A 17,206-nucleotide genomic window follows, 5' to 3' on the forward strand; every position below is an offset into this window, starting at 1 on the left:
CTATGAGTGAATTTTCCCAGACAGTCCCCGAACTGGTTGCCTGGGCCAGGAAAAACGATTTCTCCATCACGCTGCCGGTAGACAGACTCTCCTTCCTGCTGGCGGTTGCCACGCTGAACGGCGAACGGCTGGATGGTGAAATGAGCGAGGGTGAACTGGTGGATGCGTTCCGCCATGTCAGTGATGCGTTTGAGCAAACCAGCGAAACCATTAGCGTGCGTGCCAACAACGCAATCAACGATATGGTGCGTCAACGTCTGCTGAACCGCTTTACCAGCGAGCAGGCGGAAGGAAACGCCATTTATCGTCTGACGCCTCTGGGGATCGGCATTACCGATTACTACATTCGCCAGCGCGAGTTTTCGACGCTGCGTCTCTCCATGCAGCTCTCGATCGTGGCGGGCGAGCTTAAGCGCGCCGCCGACGCGGCAGATGAAAACGGTGACGAATTTCACTGGCACCGTAACGTCTACGCGCCGCTGAAGTACTCGGTGGCAGAGATTTTCGACAGCATCGATCTGACCCAGCGTCTGATGGATGAACAGCAGCAGCAGGTGAAAGACGATATCGCTCAATTGCTGAATAAAGACTGGCGTGCAGCCATCTCCAGCTGTGAACTTTTATTGTCAGAAACCTCCGGTACGCTGCGTGAACTGCAGGATACGCTGGAAGCCGCAGGCGACAAGCTGCAGGCCAATCTGCTCCGCATCCAGGATGCGACCATGGCGCACGACGACCTCCACTTTGTCGACCGTCTTGTCTTCGATCTGCAAAGCAAACTCGATCGTATTATTAGCTGGGGCCAGCAGTCGATCGACCTGTGGATCGGCTACGACCGACACGTGCATAAATTTATCCGTACCGCGATCGACATGGATAAAAACCGCGTCTTCGCTCAGCGTCTGCGTCAGTCGGTACAAACCTATTTCGATGCCCCGTGGGCGCTGACCTACGCGAATGCCGACCGTCTGCTGGATATGCGCGACGAAGAGATGGCGCTGCGTGATGAAGAGGTTACCGGTGAATTGCCACCGGATCTGGAATACGAAGAATTTAACGAAATTCGCGAACAACTTGCGGCGATGATCGAAGAACAGCTCGCTGTCTACAAAACCAGACAAGCACCGCTGGATCTTGGTCTCGTGGTGCGCGACTATCTGGCGCAATATCCTCGCGCGCGGCACTTTGACGTTGCCCGCATCGTGGTAGATCAGGCGGTACGCCTGGGCGTCGCGCAAGCAGATTTCACCGGACTGCCGCCGAAGTGGCAGCCGATCAACGATTACGGAGCCAAGGTACAGGCGCATGTCATTGACAAATATTGAACAAGTGATGCCAGTGAAGCTGGCACAGGCGCTGGCGAATCCGTTATTTCCGGCGCTGGACAGCCAGCTGCGTGCCGGTCGTCACATTGGTCTTGACGAGCTGGATAATCACGCTTTTTTGATGGATTTCCAGGAATACCTGGAAGAGTTCTACGCGCGCTACAACGTGGAGCTGATTCGCGCGCCGGAAGGGTTTTTCTACCTGCGCCCGCGCTCAACCACGCTGATTCCGCGTTCCGTGCTCTCCGAGCTGGATATGATGGTCGGCAAAATCCTCTGCTACCTCTACCTCAGCCCGGAACGTCTGGCGAACGAAGGGATTTTCACTCAGCAGGAACTCTACGACGAACTGCTGTCGCTGGCAGATGAAAGCAAACTGCTGAAGCTGGTGAACAACCGTTCGACAGGTTCCGATCTTGACCGTCAGAAATTACAGGAAAAAGTTCGCTCTTCCCTGAACCGTCTGCGTCGTTTGGGCATGGTCTGGTTTATGGGCCATGACAGCAGCAAATTCCGCATTACGGAATCCGTCTTCCGCTTTGGCGCCGACGTGCGCGCGGGTGACGACGCCCGTGAAGCGCAGCTGCGCATGATCCGCGACGGTGAAGCGATGCCGGTGGAAAACCATTTGCAGCTCAATGATGAGCATGAAGAGAATCAGCCGGATAGCGGGGAGGAAGAGTAATGATTGAACGCGGTAAATTTCGCTCACTAACGCTGATTAACTGGAACGGTTTCTTTGCCCGAACCTTCGATTTGGATGAGCTGGTTACGACGCTCTCCGGCGGTAACGGTGCGGGTAAATCCACCACCATGGCGGCATTTGTGACGGCGCTGATCCCCGATCTGACGCTGCTGCACTTCCGTAACACCACCGAAGCGGGCGCGACAAGCGGCTCTCGTGATAAGGGTCTGCACGGTAAGCTGAAGGCCGGTGTCTGTTATTCGGTGCTGGACGTCATTAACTCCCGTCACCAGCGCGTCGTAGTGGGCGTTCGCCTGCAGCAGGTCGCCGGTCGCGACCGTAAAGTGGATATCAAACCGTTCGCCATCCAGGGGCTGCCAACATCCGTGCAGCCGACGGCGCTGCTGACGGAAACCCTGAACGAACGTCAGGCGCGCGTGCTGACGCTGCAGGAGCTGAAAGACAAGCTCGAAGCTATCGAGGGCGTGCAGTTCAAGCAGTTCAACTCCATTACCGACTACCATTCCCTGATGTTCGATCTGGGCGTGGTGGCGCGTCGTCTGCGCACGGCATCAGACCGTAGCAAATACTACCGTCTGATCGAAGCGTCCCTGTACGGCGGTATCTCCAGCGCTATTACCCGCTCCCTGCGCGACTACCTGCTGCCGGAAAACAGCGGCGTGCGTAAAGCCTTCCAGGATATGGAAGCCGCGCTGCGTGAAAACCGCATGACGCTGGAAGCCATTCGCGTGACCCAGTCTGACCGCGACCTGTTTAAACACCTTATCAGCGAAGCCACCAACTATGTGGCCGCAGACTATATGCGTCACGCCAACGAGCGCCGCATTCATCTCGATCAGGCATTAGAGTACCGCCGCGAGCTGTTTACCTCGCGTAAGCAGCTGGTGGCCGAGCAGTATAAGCACGTCGAAATGGCGCGCGAGCTGGGTGAGCACAACGGTGCCGAAGGTGACCTGGAAGCGGATTATCAGGCCGCCAGCGATCACCTCAACCTGGTGCAGACCGCGCTGCGTCAGCAGGAAAAAATCGAGCGCTATGAAGCGGACCTCGATGAGCTGCAAATTCGTCTCGAAGAGCAAAACGAAGTGGTGGCTGAAGCCGCCGACATGCAGGAAGAGAACGAAGCCCGCGCCGAAGCCGCCGAGCTTGAAGTGGATGAGCTGAAAAGCCAGCTTGCCGATTACCAGCAGGCGCTGGACGTGCAGCAGACGCGTGCTATTCAGTACACTCAGGCCCTGCAGGCGTTACAGCGTGCCAAAGAGCTGTGTCATCTGCCTGACCTGACGCCCGAAAGCGCCGACGAATGGCTGGATACCTTCCAGGCAAAAGAGCAGGAAGCCACTGAGAAACTCCTGTCTCTCGATCAGAAAATGAGCGTCGCGCAAACGGCGCACAGCCAGTTTGAGCAGGCTTACCAGCTGGTGGTGGCGATTAACGGCCCGCTGGCGCGTAATGAAGCCTGGGACGTCGCCCGTGAACTGCTGCGTGACGGGGTGAACCAGCGCCATCTGGCCGAGCAGGTTCAGCCGCTGCGCATGCGTCTCAACGAGCTGGGACAGCGTCTGCGCGAGCAGCAGGAAGCCGAGCGTCTGCTGGCGGAATTCTGCAAGCGTCAGGGGAAAAATTACGATTTCGACGAGCTTGAGGCTCTGCATCAGGAGCTTGAAGCGCGTATTGCGGCACTTTCAGACAGTGTCTCTAACGCCAGCGAACAGCGTATGACGCTGCGCCAGGAGATGGAGCAGCTTCAGTCCCGCTCGCAAAAACTGTTGCAGCGTGCGCCGGTCTGGCTGGCAGCTCAAAGCAGCCTGAGCCAGCTCAGCGAACAGTGCGGCGAGCAGTTTGAATCCAGTCAGGAAGTGACCGAATACCTGCAGCAGCTGCTGGAGCGCGAGCGCGAAGCGATTGTTGAGCGTGATGAAGTCGGTGCCCGCAAGCGTGAAGTCGACGAAGAAATTGAACGCTTAAGCCAGCCGGGCGGTGCGGAAGATGCACGCCTGAATACCCTGGCGGAGCGTTTCGGCGGTGTACTGCTGTCCGAAATTTATGACGATGTTGGCCTGGACGATGCGCCGTATTTCTCCGCGCTGTATGGTCCGTCGCGTAATGCAATTGTTGTCCCGGATCTGTCGCTGATTTCTGAGCAGCTGGCAGGACTGGAAGATTGCCCGGAAGATCTCTACCTGATCGAAGGGGATCCGCAGTCGTTTGATGACAGCGTATTCAGCGTCGACGAGCTGGAAAAAGCGGTGGTGGTGAAAATCGCTGACCGCCAGTGGCGCTATTCTCGCTTCCCGGAACTGCCGCTGTTTGGCCGTGCCGCGCGTGAAAACCGTATTGAAAGCCTGCACGCCGAGCGTGAAACGCTCTCCGAACGCTTTGCGACGCTGTCGTTTGACGTTCAGAAAACCCAGCGTTTGCACCAGGCATTCAGCCGCTTTATTGGTAGCCATCTTGGCGTGGCCTTTGACGCGGATCCGGAAGCAGAGATTCGCAGGCTCAATACCCGCCGTGGTGAACTTGAGCGCGCGATTGCCAATCATGAAAGTGACAACCAGCAGAGCCGCGTCCAGTTTGAACAGGCGAAAGAGGGCGTCGCCGCCCTTAACCGCATCCTGCCGCGCCTGAATCTGCTGGCTGATGACACGCTGGCTGACCGCGTAGATGAAATCCAGGAACGTCTGGATGAAGCGCAGGAAGCCGCGCGTTTTGTGCAGCAGCACGGTAATCAGCTGGCGAAGCTGGAGCCGGTCATCTCCGTTCTTCAAAGCGACCCGGAACAGTTCGAGCAGCTAAAAGAAGATTACGCCTGGTCACAGCAGGTGCAGCGCGAAGCGCGTCAGCAGGCGTTTGCCCTGACGGAAGTGGTGCAGCGTCGCGCCCACTTCGGCTACTCCGATTCAGCAGAAATGCTGAGCGGAAACAGCGATCTGAATGAAAAACTGCGTCAGCGCCTGGAGCAGGCTGAAGCCGAGCGTACCCGCGCTCGTGAAGCCATGCGTACGCATGCCGCACAGCTGAGCCAGTACAGTCAGGTCATGGCCTCGCTGAAAAGCTCCTTCGATACCAAGAAAGAGCTGTTGAACGATCTGCACAAAGAGCTGCAGGATATTGGCGTGCGTGCCGACAGCGGTGCGGAAGAACGTGCGCGCATTCGTCGCGATGAACTGCACAGCCAGCTCAGCAACAACCGCGCGCGCCGCAATCAGCTGGAAAAAGCGCTGACCTTCTGCGAAGCGGAAATGGACAACCTGACGCGTCGCCTGCGCAAGCTGGAGCGCGACTATCACGAAATGCGCGAGCAGGTCGTGACCGCGAAGGCGGGCTGGTGCGCGGTAATGCGCATGGTGAAAGACAATAACGTTGAGCGTCGTCTACACCGTCGCGAGCTGGCCTATCTTTCCGGGGACGAATTGCGTTCCATGTCGGATAAAGCGTTGGGTGCGCTGCGTCTGGCTGTGGCGGATAACGAACACCTGCGTGATGTGTTGCGCATGTCGGAAGATCCGAAGCGTCCAGAGCGCAAAATCCAGTTCTTCGTGGCCGTTTATCAGCACCTGCGCGAACGTATTCGTCAGGATATCATCCGTACCGACGATCCGGTCGAAGCCATCGAACAGATGGAAATCGAGCTGGGTCGCCTGACGGAAGAGTTGACCTCCCGCGAGCAGAAACTGGCTATCAGCTCCCGCAGCGTGGCGAACATCATCCGTAAGACCATTCAGCGCGAGCAGAACCGTATCCGCCAGCTGAACCAGGGCCTGCAGAGCGTGTCGTTTGGCCAGGTTAACAGCGTACGTCTGAACGTGAACGTGCGTGAGGCTCACTCTACGCTGCTGGACGTGCTGTCTGAACAACACGAACAGCACCAGGATCTGTTCAATAGCAACCGTCTAACCTTCTCTGAAGCGCTGGCGAAGCTGTATCAGCGCCTGAACCCGCAGATCGATATGGGCCAGCGTACGCCGCAAACCATTGGTGAAGAGCTGCTGGATTACCGTAACTATCTGGAGATGGAAGTTGAGGTTAACCGTGGCTCCGACGGCTGGCTGCGTGCGGAGTCTGGTGCGCTGTCGACGGGTGAGGCTATCGGTACCGGTATGTCGATTCTGGTGATGGTTGTCCAGAGTTGGGAAGATGAAGCGCGTCGTCTGCGCGGGAAAGACATCTCGCCATGTCGTCTGCTGTTCCTTGATGAAGCGGCGCGTCTTGATGCCCGTTCCATCGCCACGCTGTTTGAGCTTTGCGATCGCCTCGATATGCAGCTCATCATCGCGGCACCGGAGAACATCAGCCCGGAAAAAGGGACGACGTACAAACTGGTACGTAAAGTGTTCCAGAACAGCGAACACGTACACGTTGTCGGGTTACGCGGTTTTGCACCGCAACCACCTGAGTCCTTACCGGGTACGGCAGACGCCTCCTGAGGTGTTTTGTTACAAAGCGCGGCGCAGTAGCGCCGCTTTTTTTTTACTCATAGCTTGTGCTTACGGCTGCGTTATCTTTAAACTTCTTTACATAAGGTAAGCCAACAGCAATTGTGCCTACCTATAATGAAAGAAAGCCCCAATGTGATGGGCGTGTCGTGAAAACAGGGGGCAAGGGATGTTGCTAAAGAAAAATCGTGGTCGTCAGCTGTCAGTGCTGAGTTTGTGTCTGGCAGTGATGTTTGCTCCACTGTTCACCGCGCAGGCTGATGAGCCTGAGGTTGTACCGACTGACAGCTCTGCAACGATGGGCGCTCAGCCTACATCGTTGTCGCAGCCGCTGGAGCAGTCGCCAGCAACGGCCATTATGGCCGGTATTACGCCGTTACCTGAAGGTATCGACATAGAGTCTGTCCGTCAGCAGCTGCAGTCCGGGCTGCCATCAGGATATACGCCTGCTTATCTCAATCAGCTCACGCTGCTCTATGCCGCGCGTGATATGAAACCGATGTGGGACAATCGTGATGCGGTGCGAGCTTTCCAGCAGCAGCTGGCCGAAGTGGCCATCGCGGGCATTCAGCCGCAGTTTACGACCTGGGTTGAGCTGTTGACCGATCCTGCCGTGACGGGGAAGGCGCGTGACGTGGTTCTCTCGGATGCCATGATGGGGTATCTCCAGTTTGTGGCGGGTATTTCGGTGAATGGCAATCGCTGGTTATACAGCGAAAAACCGTACAAACTGGCGACGCCAGCCCTGTCGGTCATAAACCAATGGCAACTGTCACTGGATAGTGGCGACCTGCCGCGCTTTATCGCAAGCCTTGCGCCTGCACATCCGCAATACGCCACAATGCATCAGTCGCTGCTTGAGCTGGTTGCGGATTCGCGTCCGTGGCCGCAGCTGCGAGCGACCGCCACGCTGCGTCCGGGGCAGTGGAGCAGTGATGTTCCCGCACTGCGCGAAATTCTCAAACGTTCCGGCATTCTGGATAATGGGCCAAAGATTGCGCTTCCTGGCGATGACGGTCAAAGCGTGGCCGTGAGCCCGTCGGCACCGGTAAAAGAGACCAGTGCAGCTCCGCTAAGCTCGAAGCCAGCCGCGTATGATCGCGAGCTGGTTGCGGCAGTTAAGCAGTTCCAGGCTATTCAGGGGCTGGGTGCCGATGGCGTAATTGGTCCGTCAACGCGCGACTGGCTGAATGTTTCTCCGGCACAACGGGCGGGCGTACTGGCGCTGAATATCCAGCGTTTGCGCTTGCTGCCAGGCACGCTGTCTACCGGCATCATGGTAAATATACCGGCGTATTCGCTGGTCTATTACCAGAACGGGAGTGAAGTGCTGGCTTCGCGTGTGATTGTCGGGCGTCCCGATCGTAAAACGCCAATGATGAGCAGCGCGCTGAATAACGTGGTGGTTAACCCGCCGTGGAACGTTCCGCCGACGCTGGCTCGTAAGGATATCCTGCCTAAGGTCTGGAACGATCCAGGATATCTGGAGCGCCACGGGTATACCGTGATGCGCGGCTGGAACAGTAAAGAGGCGATAGATCCCTGGATGGTCGACTGGTCAACGATAACGGCGTCAAATTTACCGTTCCGCTTCCAGCAGGCTCCAGGCGCCCATAACTCGCTGGGGCGCTATAAATTCAACATGCCAAGTTCAGATGCAATCTATCTGCATGATACGCCGAACCACAACCTGTTCCAGAAGGATACGCGCGCGCTCAGTTCGGGCTGCGTCCGTGTGAATAAGGCCTCCGAGCTGGCAAATATGCTGCTGCAGGATGCGGGCTGGAACGATACGCGGATTTCAGATGCGTTGAAACAAGGTGATACCCGTTACGTTAATATCCGACACAACATTCCGGTCAATCTTTACTATCTGACGGCGTTTGTCGGCGAGGACGGGCGCACCCAGTACCGTACAGATATTTACAATTATGATCTCACTGCGCGATCCGGCGCACAAATTTTGCCAAAAGCTGAACAATTAATCAGGTAAATGAAGTAGTTCGGGCAAATTGATTGTCGTAAGTTATGGTGAATACGGGGCGATCTGGCTGTAAGCCGCGTATTCACTGGGGTTGGGCGCCTTGACGTAAGCTGTTTTGACGGTTAAGGTGCCCTTCGTGCGCTAAGCATATTTACGATTTCATTGACCTGTAGACCTGATTATCATGGACAAATTTGACGCTAATCGCCGCAAATTGCTGGCGTTAGGTGGTGTTGCGCTCGGCGCTGCGGCCATCCTTCCGACGCCAGCATTTGCCACCCTCTCGACACCACGTCCGCGTATTTTAACGCTCAACAATCTTCATACCGGTGAGTCGCTTAAAGCGGAGTTTTTCGATGGCAGAGGCTATATTCAGGATGAATTAGCAAGACTTAACCATTTTTTCCGTGATTTCCGCGCGAATAAAATAAAAGCCATCGATCCAGGACTGTTTGATCAGATTTTCCGCCTTCAGGGCCTGCTGGGAACCAGCAAGCCGGTGCAGCTCATTTCAGGATACCGTTCACTCGATACCAACAATGAACTGCGCGCCCACAGCCGTGGGGTAGCGAAAAAAAGCTATCACACCAAAGGGCAGGCAATGGATTTCCACATTGAAGGCGTTTCGTTAGCCAATATTCGCAAAGCCGCGTTATCTATGCGCGCAGGTGGTGTAGGATACTACCCACGTAGCAACTTTGTGCATATTGATACCGGGCCGGTTCGGCACTGGTAATAACGAAACACAGGAGCAGTATGAACTATCGTATTATTCCGGTTACCGCGTTCTCCCAGAACTGTTCATTGATCTGGTGCGAGCAAACTAAACTGGCCGCGCTTGTCGATCCCGGCGGTGACGCTGAGAAAATCAAGCAGGAAGTCGCAGCAAGCGGCGTTACGCTGATGCAGATTTTGCTCACTCATGGTCATCTTGACCATGTGGGTGCTGCGGCTGAACTGGCTGAACACTACGGTGTGCCGGTGATCGGCCCGGAAAAAGAAGATGAGTTCTGGCTGCAGGGGTTACCCGCCCAAAGCCGCATGTTTGGCCTTGATGAGTGTCTACCATTGACGCCCGATCGTTGGTTAAACGAAGGAGATCGCGTTACCGTAGGGAATGTGACTTTACAGGTGTTGCATTGTCCTGGGCATACGCCAGGCCATATCGTCTTCTTTGATGACCAGTCACGTCTGCTGATTTCCGGCGATGTTATTTTCAAAGGTGGCGTAGGACGCAGCGATTTCCCGCGCGGCGATCACGGTCAGCTGATTCAGTCGATTAAACAAAAGTTATTGCCGCTGGGTGATGACGTAACGTTTATCGCAGGACACGGTCCGATGTCGACGCTGGGCTATGAACGGCTCCATAACCCGTTCCTTCAGGACGAAATGCCTGTCTGGTAACCCGAATAAAAAAAAGCCTGCATAATGCAGGCTTTTTTATGGGCGCAACTTACAGTACGGCGACAATCGCTTCGCACAGTGGCGCCATGTTGTCAGGTGTCATGCCTGCAACGTTCACGCGGCCAGACGCTACGGCGTACACGCCAAACTCTTCACGCAAACGCAGCACCTGCTCTTTGGTCAGGCCGCTGAACGAGAACATGCCGTTCTGTTTGATGATAAAGCTGAAGTCGCGGTCAGCGCCTTTCTCAGCCAGGGTGTTCACGAACAGCAGGCGCATGCGCTGAATGCGCTGGCGCATATCGTTCAGCTCTTGTTCCCAGATCGCACGCAGGGCATCGTTGCTCAGGATGGTGGCAACAACAGACGCACCGTGTGCCGGTGGGTTAGAGTAGTTCGCGCGGATAACCGATTTCATCTGGCTGAACGCACGATCGACGGTCTCTTCGTTTGCCGCGACCAGCGTACAGGCACCTACGCGCTCATTGTACAGGCCGAAGTTCTTGGAATAGGAACTCGCCACGATCAGTTCCTGATGCACGGCTGCGAACGCGCGCAGGCCTTCCGCATCTTCTTCCAGACCACGGGCAAAGCCCTGATAGGCGAAGTCAAACAGCGGCAGCCAGCCTTTTTCTACGGACAGCTTCGCCAGGTGTTCCCACTGCTCAAGCGTTGGATCGATACCGGTTGGGTTGTGGCAGCAGCCGTGGAACAGCACTACGTCACCCGCCTGCGCTTCGCTCAGGCTCGCCAGCAGGCCGTCAAAGTCGAGGGAGTGATTTGCCGCGTCGTAGTAAGCATATTCACGTACTTCCAGACCCGCAGAGTTAAAGACGCTCTTGTGGTTTGGCCAGCTTGGGTTGCTCACCCATACGCGCTTAACAGAGGTGTTTTTCGCCAGGAAATCCGCCGCAACGCGCAGCGCTCCGGTACCGCCAGGGGTTTGTGCTGTGCGAGCGCGTTTGCTGCTCACAATTTCGCTGCCTTTACCGAACAGCAGTTCCTGAGTGCAGCGACCAAATTCAGGGATACCATCAATACCGAGGTAGTTTTTGGTGGTTTCGTTTTCCAGCAGATACTGTTCAGCTTTTTTAACGCTGGTCAGGACCGGGGTTTTGCCGGTTTCATCTTTATATACACCAATACCCAGGTTGATTTTGCCAGGGCGGTCGTCGGCACGAAACAGATCGGCCAGGCCCAGAATAGGGTCGGCAGGAGCGGCGGTAATGTTCTCAAACATGACGAAGTTCCATTGTGATTACAGAAGTGAAATCCGCTATCAGGTTAACGGTAGATTTACAAAATGCCAACCGTTTGCGACGAAAAGCGTGCGGCTTTTCAAAAGTCGCCATTATTTTCTGTCGGGCATAAAAAAACAGGGCCGAAGCCCTGTTCATTAAGCATATAACAACGTGGTGTACTGATTAGAACTGGTAAACCAGACCTACAGCAACGGTATCATCGTTGTTGATGCCCAGCTTGTTGTCGTCTTTCAGCTGGTTGATCTGGTAGTCAACATAGGTGGACATGTTTTTGTTGAAGTAGTAAGTCGCACCGATGTCGATGTAGTTGATGTAATCTTCATCACCCACGCCTTCTACGTCTTTCGCTTTAGATTTGTAGTAAGCGATGGATGGACGCAGGCCGAAGTCGAACTGGTACTGAGCAACAACAGAGAAGTCCTGAGTTTTGTTAGCGAAGCCGTTGTCCAGGCGAGCCGCGTTGCGCATTTCACCGTACAGCGCTGCCAGGTAAATGTTGTTCGCGTCGTATTTCAGACCGGTAGCCCACTGCTCAGCTTTATCGCCTTTGCCCCACTGCAGATTCTGCTGGGCATTGGTACGGTCAGCTGCGCCGTATGCACCTACAACACCGAAACCGTCGAAATCGTAGCTAACAGAAGTTGCCCAGCCGTCGCCGTTGGAACGTGACGCATCGGTACGCTCGTTTTTGCCCAGGTACTGAACGCCAAAGTTCAGACCGTCAACCAGGCCGAAGAAGCCGCTGTTACGGTAAGTCGCCAGACCACCAGTACGGCCAGAGAAGAAGTTGTCGCTCACGCCGGTGTCGCCGCCGAACTCTGGCAGCATATCGGTGATGCCGATTGCATCATAAACCAGGCCATAGTTACGACCGTAGTCGAAGGAGCCTGCGTCACCGAATTTCAGACCTGCGAATGCCAGACGGGTTTTGTTACCGGACTGTGCATCGGAGCCTTCAGAGTTGTTACCCTGGAAGTTGTATTCCCACTGACCGTAACCAGCCAGCTGATCGTTGATCTGAGTTTCGCCTTTGAAGCCCAGACGCGCGTAAGTTTTGTCGCCATCGTTGCCGTCATTATCAGAGAAGTAATGCAGACCAACAGCTTTCCCGTAAAGATCTAATTTGTTGCCGTCTTTGTTATAGATTTCTGCAGCGTTTGCTGCACCGGCTACCAGCAGGGCAGGGATAACCACTGCCAGGATATTGCGCTTCATCATTATTTATTACCCTCATTGGTTTTTTTATGACACTCGCCACTGCCGTCAATAAATTCTGTCAATAAATATTTCCGGAACTATTGATGAGAGTTAGGTGTCTTTATGTATCTGACAGGCATCTTTCCATTCATAGAACCGTTTCGCTAGCCCGAAAGTGCTACAATTCTCAAGATTAGGTAACAAAAAGAAATAATGTGTAACTAGATATATATTTTGGGGAACTTTGTGAACCATCTCAAATTTCAGAGAGACTTGGTTAATTAATCGGCGGTTTCATTCCTATATATGAATTGCTTATGTTTAATTTGGCTAAAGGCAATTCATATAAACAGCGGTTAAACGGCTCATCTTTTCTTATGACCGCGAAAGGCCTTCTGGATGGCTGTGAAATTGAATAAAAAATATGCTATTGCTTGAGAATTAAATAAGCACAATAAGAATGCGGGATATTTTTTATTCACAGATATTCCATGGAAACAAAACGTAACAGCTAGTGCTTTTGACGGGGTTGTCTTTTAAAGAGGCTGACTTTGCGCTGACATAAACTGACATTGCAGAATAAAATAATGGCCAGCATGTGCTGGCCATTATCATTGAGGCGGGTTAGAAGCTTGCGTTACGCGGCGTACGTGGGAACGGAATCACATCACGGACGTTCTGAACACCGGTTACGTAGGCAATCAGACGCTCGAAGCCCAGGCCGAAGCCTGAATGCGGAACAGTACCGTAACGACGCAGATCGCGATACCAGCTGTAGTCAGCCGGGTTGAGACCCATCTCTTCCATACGGGCATCCAGGACGTCCAGACGCTCTTCACGCTGAGAACCCCCGATGATTTCTCCGATGCCAGGTGCCAGGACATCCATTGCGGCAACGGTTTTACCGTCTTCGTTAAGGCGCATATAGAAGGCCTTAATGTCTTTCGGGTAGTTTTTCACGACAACCGGTGCTTTGAAGTGTTTCTCTGCCAGATAGCGTTCGTGCTCAGAAGAGAGATCCACGCCCCAGTAAACCGGGTTCTCGAACTTCTCACCGCACTTCTCGAGGATGGCAACCGCATCGGTGTAATCCACCTGCGCGAAGTCAGCGGATACAAAGCGCTCCAGACGGGCAATAGCGTCGTTATCCACGCGCTCAGCGAAGAATTTCATGTCGTCTGCACGCTCTTCCAGAACGGCTTTAAACACGTATTTCAGCATGGCTTCCGCCAGGCCTGCCACATCATTGAGATCGGCAAAGGCCACTTCTGGTTCCAGCATCCAGAATTCCGCCAGGTGGCGGCTGGTGTTGGAGTTTTCTGCGCGGAAGGTTGGGCCAAACGTGTAGATCTTAGACAGCGCACAGGCATAGGTTTCACCGTTGAGTTGGCCGGATACCGTCAGGAAGGCTTCTTTACCAAAGAAGTCTTTGTCGTAATCCACTTTACCTTCCGGCGTACGCGGCAGGTTTTCCATATCCAGCGTAGAAACGCGGAACATCTCACCCGCACCTTCAGTGTCGGACGCGGTGATCAGCGGCGTGGATACCCAGAAGTAACCCTGCTCATCGAAGAAACGATGCAGCGCCTGCGCCAGCGTGTGACGCACGCGGGCCACCGCACCGATCAGGTTGGTGCGTGGACGCAGGTGTGCCACTTCGCGAAGATACTCAATGCTGTGGCGTTTTGCCGCCATCGGGTAGGTATCCGGATCTTCCACCCAGCCGGTGACTTCAATCGCCGAAGCCTGAATTTCGAAGCTCTGGCCCTGACCAGGCGATGCGACAACCACGCCGGTAACAATGACGGAGCAACCTGTGGTCAGGCGCAGAACGTCATCATTGTAATTGGGCAGAGAATTATTAATGACGGCCTGTACAGGATCAAAGCAGGAACCGTCATAGACGGCGAGGAAGGAGATGCCAGCTTTAGAATCTCGGCGGGTACGCACCCATCCGCGCACGGTGACTTCTTGGTCAACGGCGACACGGCCCTGGAGTACGTCGGCTACAGGCACAACGCTCATAATATTCTCTCTGTTAATTGTCGGAAATGATAAACACTTGTCCGCCCTTATGGGGGGATATCTATGTTACCTGGCATCCGCCATCAGACAAGCAGATTTCGCAGTCTTAAGAGAAGAAATAAGAAATAAATAAGAAGTGGGGAGCCTTTACGGCTCCCGAATGCGGTTAACTGGCTTTTTTAACCTGCGGCAGATCGAAGGCTTTGCGCAATGCGCGGACAAAAGCTTTGTCATGACAGATGGTTTTACCCGGACTATCAGAGAGTTTCGCCACTGGCTTGCCGTTACATTCCACCAGCTTTATGACGATGTTCAGAGGTTTTACCTGAGGAATATCGCAGGTCAAACGGGTGCCAATACCAAAGCTCAGATTCACTCTGGAGGAGAAGTGGCGGTAAAGATCCACCGCTTTGGCTAAATCCAGGTTATCAGAGAAGACCAGCACTTTCGTCATCGGATCAATGCCCAGCTTCTCGTAATGGGCAATGGCCTTTTCACCCCATTCCACCGGGTCTCCGGAGTCATGGCGTAAACCCTGATAACGCTCAGCAAATTCAGGACCGAAGTCGCGCAGGAAGGCATCCATTGTGATGCAGTCGGTGAGGGCGATCCCCAGTTGATTCGGATACTCATCAAGCCATGCGGCCAGGGCCGCGCGCTGGCTATTGGCCAGGTCAGGGCTGATCTGCTGATGCGCCTGGAACCACTCGTGCGCCTGGGTGCCCATTGGCGTCAGGTCCAGACGACGCGCAAGGTCGTAATTGCTGGTGCCCACAAACCACGGCTCTTGCTGAAGACGTTTAACGATAGCCTGCTGTACTTCGCGAGAGAAACGGCGGCGGGTGCCAAAGTCCATCAGGCGGAAGCGGGACATATCCAGCCCTTCGGTCAGGTGGGAAAATTCAACCAGCTTATTCTCCAGTGAGGCAACCGCCTGCTCAACGCCGGTTTCCGGCGAACGGTAGCGGTGGGCCAACTCGCTGATCACCGCCAGAAGCGGCACTTCCCACATGATCACTTCACGCCACGGACCGGCAAGGCGGATATTCAGCTTGCCATTATCGTTAGTCACCGTGACCTGCTCTGGCTTGTAGCGGAAGTCGCGCAGCCAGGTAAGGTAGTCAGCTTTAAAGAAGGGCAGGCCGGAAAGCCAGTGATATTCGTCGTCCTGCAGCGCCAGATGCTGCATGGCATCGACCTGTTCACGAATGGAATCCGCGTAGATACCCAGCAAGTCGTCGCCCCGGCAGCGAAACTCCGCCGCAACATGAACGTCATGGTAATGGTGGAAAACGGCTTGCTGCATATGCAGTTTATACGCGTCGGTATCCAGCAATGTATGCAGAACAGGAGAAGCGAATTGAGTCATAGGTGCGCAGTAGCATCCTCTCACGGGAGCGTTTAGTACAATAAACAACTCCGGAGTATACCTGTTTTAGTGATTTATTGAACCCCGATCACAACATAAGCGCTCTTTATGGTCGAGGGCATTTTGTGCCTCGTGTTATACAAATGTAGCAATAGAGCAGCTAACCACTTGAATTTACAGATTACTACTGTGCTACAACCATGCTTTGGGGCAGTGATGGGGCAAAGCGTGAAAGCGCCTGGTTGAGCAGGGTAACCTGTTCGGCACTCTTCTCTGACATCCACTTTCCATACACCTTGTAAACCATCTGTGCATCGGTATGTCCCATTTGAGTTGCTATAAAGTTTGGGTTTGCCCCAGCTGATAATGACCAGCACGCATAAGTATGTCGCGACTGGTAGGCGTTGCGGTACCGTATTCCGGCGCGCTTGATTATCGGGGCCCAAATTTTATTAATCGAATTAACCGCGTAGTGATATCCTCTACGAGGCCCATGCTTGACGCATTGAGGACTGAAAACGAAAGTGCAGGGGTGTATGACTGACTGGCCATATTCCCGCAATTTCACTTCAATCTCATACTGCCGGCCAAGGCGCGTCAGCTGGGCCTGATTCCTCAGGGCATCAATAGCTGGTTGAATGAGATAAATCACCCTGTCAGTGCCTGCGTCGGTTTTTGGCAGGGTGAACTCATTCGTCTGGGTAAGGTTGCGTTTTACTGTGATGGTTCCGGCATGCAGATCGATATCTTCCCACGCCAGACCGCACAACTCCCCATGCCTCATTCCAGTATAGACTGCCAGCGACCAGAGATTTCTCATCTGCTGGTGGCCGCAAGCCTGGATAAACCGGATAAACTCTTCTGTCGTGAGTGGATCTGGTTCACCTTTCGCTTTTTTGAGGCGGTTAATTCCGCTAAACGGGTTTTCCTTCGCGTAACCGTTATCCGCTCCGAACTGGAAGATCTCGGCCATCAGCATCATGTAATTATTCACGGTCGAAGACTTCCTGCCTTTAACCTGTGTCCGGTGATCCTTCTTCATTACATGAAAACCCGTCAGCAACTCCTTTCTCACGTACAGCAAATCCTCAGTGGTCACCGCAGAAACCATTTTGTTTTCGCCGATGCGCGGAAGCATGTTTTTTATGATGGATTCGTACCGACTCATAGTGTTAGAGCTGATTTCCATCCTCTTCAGCTCAGACCACTTTTCGGTAAGCTCCAGCACAGTAATTTCCTTTCTATCCTGACCGAACCGGGCAAGGTTCGGTGAGTTTGGGAATTTTTCCGCATAGTCAAAATTTCCCATCCTTATCGCAAAACAAACTGAAGAACGAAGCTCGCCGGCTATCTTGCGATTTTTGGCAGTATCAGGGACACCGAGGTTTTCCCTGACACGCTTGCCTTTATATACAAACCAGATGCGGAGTGAACCGCCGTGGTTTTCGACGCCTGTCGGGTATGATGCATTAGCCATTAATCCCTCCTGACGTCCAGG

The 17,206-nt window shown here is 54.1% G+C and carries 11 protein-coding genes; 6 read left to right on the top strand and 5 right to left on the bottom strand.

Going from position 1 to position 17,206, the window contains the following annotated elements; translation table 11 throughout:
• Window positions 1–2: 2 nt before the first annotated feature.
• The 6 genes from mukF (at window position 3) to EXW94_RS17805 (ending at window position 9,855) form a co-directional block, all read left to right on the top strand.
• On the top strand, window positions 3–1,325 hold the full coding sequence (gene mukF / locus EXW94_RS17780; protein WP_010429279.1) for a chromosome partition protein MukF: 1,323 nt from the start codon (window positions 3–5) through the stop codon (window positions 1,323–1,325).
• The gene (mukE, locus tag EXW94_RS17785; RefSeq protein WP_003858208.1) at window positions 1,306–2,010 is read left to right on the top strand and encodes a chromosome partition protein MukE; all 705 of its coding nucleotides are present in this window, start codon (window positions 1,306–1,308) and stop codon (window positions 2,008–2,010) included. The genes mukF and mukE overlap by 20 nt, the downstream gene beginning before the upstream one ends.
• Window positions 2,010–6,458, top strand: coding sequence for a chromosome partition protein MukB (gene mukB / locus EXW94_RS17790; protein ID WP_174340660.1), 4,449 nt, complete (start codon window positions 2,010–2,012; stop codon window positions 6,456–6,458). Before mukE ends, mukB begins: the two co-directional genes overlap by 1 nt.
• Before the next feature lie 178 nt (window positions 6,459–6,636).
• Window positions 6,637–8,460, top strand: a complete 1,824-nt coding sequence (gene ldtD, locus EXW94_RS17795) for a L,D-transpeptidase (protein WP_174340661.1) — start codon at window positions 6,637–6,639, stop codon at window positions 8,458–8,460.
• A 175-nt stretch (window positions 8,461–8,635) separates the two neighbouring features.
• Window positions 8,636–9,187 (top strand): YcbK family protein, encoded by a 552-nt coding sequence (locus tag EXW94_RS17800; RefSeq protein WP_010429293.1) that lies wholly within the window; start codon window positions 8,636–8,638, stop codon window positions 9,185–9,187.
• A 20-nt stretch (window positions 9,188–9,207) separates the two neighbouring features.
• Entirely contained in the window at window positions 9,208–9,855 is a 648-nt protein-coding gene (locus EXW94_RS17805; RefSeq protein ID WP_089598364.1) for an MBL fold metallo-hydrolase, read from the top strand.
• Between the two features lie 49 nt (window positions 9,856–9,904).
• Here EXW94_RS17805 and EXW94_RS17810 read toward each other — a convergent pair whose 3' ends face one another.
• The 5 genes from EXW94_RS17810 to EXW94_RS17830 all read right to left on the bottom strand — a co-directional run bounded on the left by EXW94_RS17810 (window position 9,905) and on the right by EXW94_RS17830 (window position 17,185).
• A complete protein-coding gene (locus EXW94_RS17810; protein ID WP_047648166.1) occupies window positions 9,905–11,095 on the bottom strand; it encodes an amino acid aminotransferase in 1,191 nt (396 codons plus the stop codon).
• A 184-nt stretch (window positions 11,096–11,279) separates the two neighbouring features.
• Window positions 11,280–12,335 (bottom strand): porin OmpF, encoded by a 1,056-nt coding sequence (ompF, locus tag EXW94_RS17815; protein ID WP_010429301.1) that lies wholly within the window; start codon window positions 12,333–12,335, stop codon window positions 11,280–11,282.
• 603 nt (window positions 12,336–12,938) lie between these two features.
• Entirely contained in the window at window positions 12,939–14,339 is a 1,401-nt protein-coding gene (gene asnS, locus EXW94_RS17820; RefSeq protein WP_010429307.1) for an asparagine--tRNA ligase, read from the bottom strand.
• Between the two features lie 166 nt (window positions 14,340–14,505).
• A complete protein-coding gene (gene pncB, locus EXW94_RS17825; RefSeq protein WP_010429311.1) occupies window positions 14,506–15,708 on the bottom strand; it encodes a nicotinate phosphoribosyltransferase in 1,203 nt (400 codons plus the stop codon).
• Window positions 15,709–15,892: 184 nt separating this feature from the next.
• Entirely contained in the window at window positions 15,893–17,185 is a 1,293-nt protein-coding gene (locus EXW94_RS17830) for a site-specific integrase (RefSeq protein ID WP_174339178.1), read from the bottom strand.
• Between the last annotated feature and the right edge of the window lie 21 nt (window positions 17,186–17,206).

The organism is Enterobacter sp. JMULE2, assembly GCF_013337145.1.
GTDB lineage: Bacteria > Pseudomonadota > Gammaproteobacteria > Enterobacterales > Enterobacteriaceae > Enterobacter > Enterobacter mori.

Excerpts from the sequence above, each read along its gene's own strand:
- mukF (WP_010429279.1), top strand. The coding sequence starts at position 3 with ATGAGTGAATTTTCCCAGACAGTCCCCGAACTGGTTGCCTGGGCCAGG.
- mukE (WP_003858208.1), top strand. The coding sequence starts at position 1,306 with ATGTCATTGACAAATATTGAACAAGTGATGCCAGTGAAGCTGGCACAG.
- mukB (WP_174340660.1), top strand. The coding sequence starts at position 2,010 with ATGATTGAACGCGGTAAATTTCGCTCACTAACGCTGATTAACTGGAAC.
- ldtD (WP_174340661.1), top strand. The coding sequence starts at position 6,637 with ATGTTGCTAAAGAAAAATCGTGGTCGTCAGCTGTCAGTGCTGAGTTTG.
- EXW94_RS17800 (WP_010429293.1), top strand. The coding sequence starts at position 8,636 with ATGGACAAATTTGACGCTAATCGCCGCAAATTGCTGGCGTTAGGTGGT.
- EXW94_RS17805 (WP_089598364.1), top strand. The coding sequence starts at position 9,208 with ATGAACTATCGTATTATTCCGGTTACCGCGTTCTCCCAGAACTGTTCA.
- EXW94_RS17810 (WP_047648166.1), bottom strand. The coding sequence starts at position 11,095 with ATGTTTGAGAACATTACCGCCGCTCCTGCCGACCCTATTCTGGGCCTG.
- ompF (WP_010429301.1), bottom strand. The coding sequence starts at position 12,335 with ATGATGAAGCGCAATATCCTGGCAGTGGTTATCCCTGCCCTGCTGGTA.
- asnS (WP_010429307.1), bottom strand. The coding sequence starts at position 14,339 with ATGAGCGTTGTGCCTGTAGCCGACGTACTCCAGGGCCGTGTCGCCGTT.
- pncB (WP_010429311.1), bottom strand. The coding sequence starts at position 15,708 with ATGACTCAATTCGCTTCTCCTGTTCTGCATACATTGCTGGATACCGAC.
- EXW94_RS17830 (WP_174339178.1), bottom strand. The coding sequence starts at position 17,185 with ATGGCTAATGCATCATACCCGACAGGCGTCGAAAACCACGGCGGTTCA.